The sequence below is a fragment of the bacterium genome (assembly GCA_024224155.1).
GTDB lineage: Bacteria > Acidobacteriota > Thermoanaerobaculia > Multivoradales > JAHEKO01 > CALZIK01.
The window spans coordinates 1-4,835 of the sequence record JAAENP010000517.1; the positions used below are offsets into that span (position 1 = coordinate 1).

General features: G+C 65.0%; 3 protein-coding genes. 2 read left to right on the plus strand and 1 reads right to left on the minus strand.

Going from position 1 to position 4,835, the window contains the following annotated elements; genetic code table 11:
* The first annotated feature begins 158 nt into the window (after positions 1 to 158).
* The gene (locus GY769_24315; protein ID MCP4205045.1) at positions 159 to 1,616 is read left to right on the plus strand and encodes an IS3 family transposase; all 1,458 of its coding nucleotides are present in this window, start codon (positions 159 to 161) and stop codon (positions 1,614 to 1,616) included.
* A gap of 185 nt (positions 1,617 to 1,801) precedes the next feature.
* Positions 1,802 to 3,565 (plus strand): transposase family protein, encoded by a 1,764-nt coding sequence (locus GY769_24320; protein ID MCP4205046.1) that lies wholly within the window; start codon positions 1,802 to 1,804, stop codon positions 3,563 to 3,565.
* Positions 3,566 to 3,588: 23 nt separating this feature from the next.
* Here GY769_24320 and GY769_24325 read toward each other — a convergent pair.
* Positions 3,589 to 4,835: hypothetical protein (locus GY769_24325; protein ID MCP4205047.1), on the minus strand; the 1,247-nt coding region annotated here is incomplete at its 5' end.

Genomic DNA, 4,835 nt, shown 5'->3' on the forward strand with positions numbered 1-4,835 from the left:
AGATCTCTTGCGGATCCGACAAGAACTCATGGCACTATGTGTCATGACACCCAACGTATTGCCGCAAACAAGCCCGGAAAGTCAGCAAGGCGCAGCGTAGGCTGAGAGGGAGCGGGCGCTCTCGAAGATCGGCGAAGGCCGACGAAGGAGAGCACTCGATGAGCCAGAAGAAGAAGAAGAAGAAGAAAACACAGACGAACAGACAGGACCGAAAGCCCGCGCGAGGACTTCGCCCGGGGCGTCGCTTCAGTGACGAGGAGCGGCGTGCGGCGGTGAGCGACGCGGCGAAACTGGGGTTGTCGGAGGCCGCGCGCAAACACGAGGTTGCGACGAGTACACTGCATGGATGGACGAAATCGCCGCGGTGGACGAAGGAGAAGAAGGTGAGTACCGGCGGCCCGGCGGCAGCGGGGCGGCGATTCACGGACGAGGTCAAGCAGCATGCGATGGTCCTCGTGGTATCGGGGATGAAACGGACGGAGGTGGCCCGCGCGGTCGGTACGACGTCGGAGTCGATTCGACGATGGGTGAAGGAGGCCGAGGCCGCCGGAACGATGCCGACGCCGGTCACTTCGAGACAACAGGCGACCATCGTCGATCCGACAGAGGAAACGCCGAACACGAAGACCAGCGCCCAGACGCCCGAGAGCACGCCGGGGCCCGGTTCGGTGTACAAACCGCGAGATCCGGGACAAGGTTTGTCGGACATCGAAACGGCGGCGATTCTCACACTGAAGAAGAAGTACCCGTCGATGGGACCAGCGCAGATTCGCGCGCAGCTGAAGCGGTTCAAGGGCTGGCGGGTGTCCATCAAGGCGATTGCGCGGGTGCTTCGTGCCAACGGCTACGAGCGAGTGCATCGCGGGAGCCGCCCACAAGGACCGGAGCCGCAGCGGTTCGAAGCGCCGCGGCGCAACGCTCTGTGGCAGCTGGATTACGCCGAGATGCGGGTGGCGGGCGAGGTGCTGCACCTGCTGGTGGCGCTCGACGACTTCAGCCGCTATTGCGTGGGACACACGCTCGGCGACGAGCCATCGACCGAGGTGGCGACCGAGCTGCTCGGCACGGCGATGGCGCGTCACGGCAAACCCGAGGCGGTGCGCACTGATCGCGGCGGGGCGTTCACCGGCCAGGAATTCGGGGATTGGCTGGAGGCCGAACTCATCGATCATATCGTCGGCCGGGCGTATCATCCCCAGGGCGGGGGCAAGGTGGAGTCGCTCATCGGCACAGTGCGGCGCGAGCTGTGGGACGTGGAGCAGTTCGCCGACCGCGTCGAGGCCGAGCGTCGTCTGGCCGAATTTCTGGCCGACTACAACGAGCGGCGAGCTCACATGGGGATCGACGGCCTCACCCCGGCCGATCGATTCTTCGGTCGCGCCGATCGCGTGCTGGCCGTCATCAACGCCATCAGCCGTAAGCGTCAGGGTGAGTTGGCTCATGCACTTGGAGGTCGGGTGACAAGTGCGAGCAGTGCGCCCCGTGTGATCGAAGAGCTGGTCTGGCCCACCAGCGGCGCGCCATTGGAGGTGCTGCGCCTGGTCGCCACGGGCGGGCGCCTCGAGCTTCGCTTTGCCGGCCACCGTGTCGTGCTCGGTCAGCTCGAGAGTCCATGAGTCAAAAACTACGGGCGTGAGGCGCTGGGAGTGAGGATTGGTTTTGCAAAAAAGACCGTCCTCGCCCAACGCCCACACCCGCCATGTCTTCCTCCCATATTTCTCTCCCCAAGCCAAGCGCTCTGCTCGCACTTATCTGCCTTTGTCTCGTCCGCCGGCTACGCCCTGGATGGGTCGCAGTACCGGTGCAGGAAGCCGCCCGGGCCGAGGGAGTCAACGCCGAGCGGGTCTCCCGTCTCGCCAGTCGTGCGCTTGGCGCCTGCGAGTCGGTCGTTGAGCGGTTGACGCGCAAGGGCCGCCCGCCCGCAAGCGAAGACAGCGAAGACAGCGAAGAAAACGAGCTCGCTCTCACGAGAGTTCTACTCGGGGTGGCCACGTCGATTCTTCAACACGTCAAGCTGCGCAAAGACGCGATCCGCTGCGTCATTGTCGGCTCGTACCTGCATCTTCGCGAGACCCATCCACAGCTCACCCAGAAGCGCTTCTGCCAGACCCTGGCGGTGCCGGAGCGAACGCTACGCTCATGGCTAAAAAACAAGCCATCGGACGATTGTCGCCCACACTCGGAGGGCGCAGGGGAAACCGGGGATTTTCAGCGAGTGAACGAATTTCGCCCTTTCTCGTTCAACACAATCAACACAATCGACACGAACAAAGCGACCCGTCGCAAGCGCAAGCGTCCGGCTCGTCGCGGACGTTTTGATTTTGCAGTGACGATTCCCGACACCCAGATAGCCGGCGATACGACCGACCTGCGCGCGTTCGGCGTCCCCCTCAAGCTCGTCGCCACCCAGGACGTCGGCGGTCGCGATCAATCTCTGCTTGACGCTATCATCGTCGACGACCGCGAATCTGCCGACCACGTCGTGGCCGTGCTCCGCCAATCGCTGGCAGACCGCCCCGGTGCCCAGTTTCTATCCGACCAGGGAACCCCGTATCTCGCCGCCAGAACCCGCGAGGCACTCGATACACTTCAAGTCGAGCACGCCGTACAGAAAGAAGGAGACCCTCTCGGCAAGGCCACCATCGAGCGCGCCTTCGGCACTGTCAAGCGCATCGCATCCCCTCTACTCGCTCTCACCGACCGAGTCACCGATGCTCTCCCCGCTCTCTCGCAACCCGACCTCGCCATCGCTGTCACCACCCTGCTACTCGCCGCTCTTCTACGCGCCTACCAGGCTGGTGCCCGCGCCACCCGTCGTGCATGCGCCGAGCGACCAACGGATGTCGACCAACTCGCGCGCGTCGCCGAAGAGAGCCGTGAACGTGCTCGCGCCGATGACCGCAGTGCACGACTTTTGCTCACCCATATTCACGGTGCCTACGACATCGGCGGCCTTTTGCGTGACTTCATCCGTCGGTTCCGCGGCATACCAGTGAGCGTTATTCGCGCAGCTGAGCGCACCTTTGCCCGCCAGGCTCATCGTTCCGACATCCGCAACCGCGCTGCCTACTTCGCCCGACTCATCCGCGTTGCCCAGGACCACTACCATCGCCAGCGAGCCCTAAAGGAGCGCCAGCGTCGGCAATCCGAGCGCCTCGCCCACCACCAACGACGCGTCCGGGCCGAGCAGGCCGCCTGGTCCGCCGAGCCGGTCACCTGGCTCCACGACGTCCTCACCCTCATCGCCGCCCGTTGGGATGGTCAAACCCTGCTTTTCGATGGCGCCGGTCTCGTCACCTGGCTACGCCAATCCCTCACCCGTCTCGCAGACTTCTACGGCCCGCTCTCGGCCCAGGTCGTCGCTTCTGTCTTCTGCGCCTTCGAACAGGCCCGCCTACCCGACATCGGCCCCGCCGGAGTCGCCGCCGTCAAGGCCGTGCTCGAGCGCCACTCCGGTGTCCTCCCAAAATCGAGCGACACACCTTTCTGTGCCTCCTACTTTGCTGCTATCCTCCTGGGTACCGGGGCCAATCCGCGCCCGCCACCCTCGCCCGACTCTTGCTGACTTTGGCGGCAAGACGTTGGGGATCAACACAGATAGGCGCGACTGATCCACCCTTGCGGATCGTCGCCTTCGCGTCCGCGAACGAGCTCGATTTCCGCCGGTCCCGCCGGGTCGAGATCCTGCACGTAGACCTCGCCGCGCGCCAGCGGTAGCAGGGCGTGAAATCCGTCGGTGGTCTGCGTGACGACGATGTCCTCGTGGAATCCGAACCACTGGCGATAGGTGTGCCGCGCGGGTGCTTGCATGCGGTCGACGACGACGAGCCAGTGGCCCTCACGAAACAGGAACAGACGCGTGTGCTGGGTGTCGGCCTGCGTGCGCAGGGCCGAAGCCTCGACAAAACGCAGCCCGTCTTCGATGCGGCCCCAGCCGGTGAGCGCGCTCCCGAAGGGCGGCTCGTCGTGGAGGCTGAAGCTCTGTCCGTCGATTTCAACCGTATTGCCTGCCCGGGTGGACTTGAAGAACATGCGCCAGGCGCCCGCCGCGTAGCCGTACTTGCCGCTGTCGACGATGATCGGCATGCGCAGCTCCGACCATTCGAATGTGAAGAAGTCGGCGTGGGCGTGGGTCGTGCTGTGGTAGGCGGCGGAGAAGTACAGAAAGGACTGCCCGGTGGGGTCGGCGGTCTGCCAGGACGAGCGGAAGGCGGCGATGCCCGCCTCGGGATAGTAGCCGTCACGATCCTCGGGGCGCAGCCCCTCCTGGCCGCCGCTGACGACGTAGCGGCACTGCTCGGACAGCGTGCGGTGTCCGCCGCCGCCGGAGTCGGCGATATGCACAATCGTTCCGGCGGGGTGAAGTAGCTCGTGGTAGTGGCGCCGAGCGCCCTCGGCGTACTCCAGCAGCCTCGACTGGTCGTCGAAGAGCCCGGTCGACGCGAGGTCCGCAAACAGCTCGCCGACAAAGACGTGGTAGGACGGCGAGTGCTCCTTGTGCAGGTATTCGGAGGAGAACTGCTGGTCGATCAAGATGTCGAGCTGCTGGGTTGCATAGCCGTCCGCCGCGACCGCGCCCCGAAGCTCCGGCAGCCTGGACAGCAGCGCCCGCAGACCGAGGAGCATGAACAACCCATGGTTGTTCACCGCGAAGGTCGCCGGATCGCGTAGAAACTCCAGGTGCAACGCCGCCGCGTGCACGAGCTTGTACAGGCGGTCGGGGGCCACGGCGTCCCCACGGCGGAGCTCGTAGTCGATGAGGTTGGCGAGGAGGACAGCGCGGATTCCGGTCGCCATGTCGTGCCATCTCATCTCGTTGGGGCGATCGGCGGCGA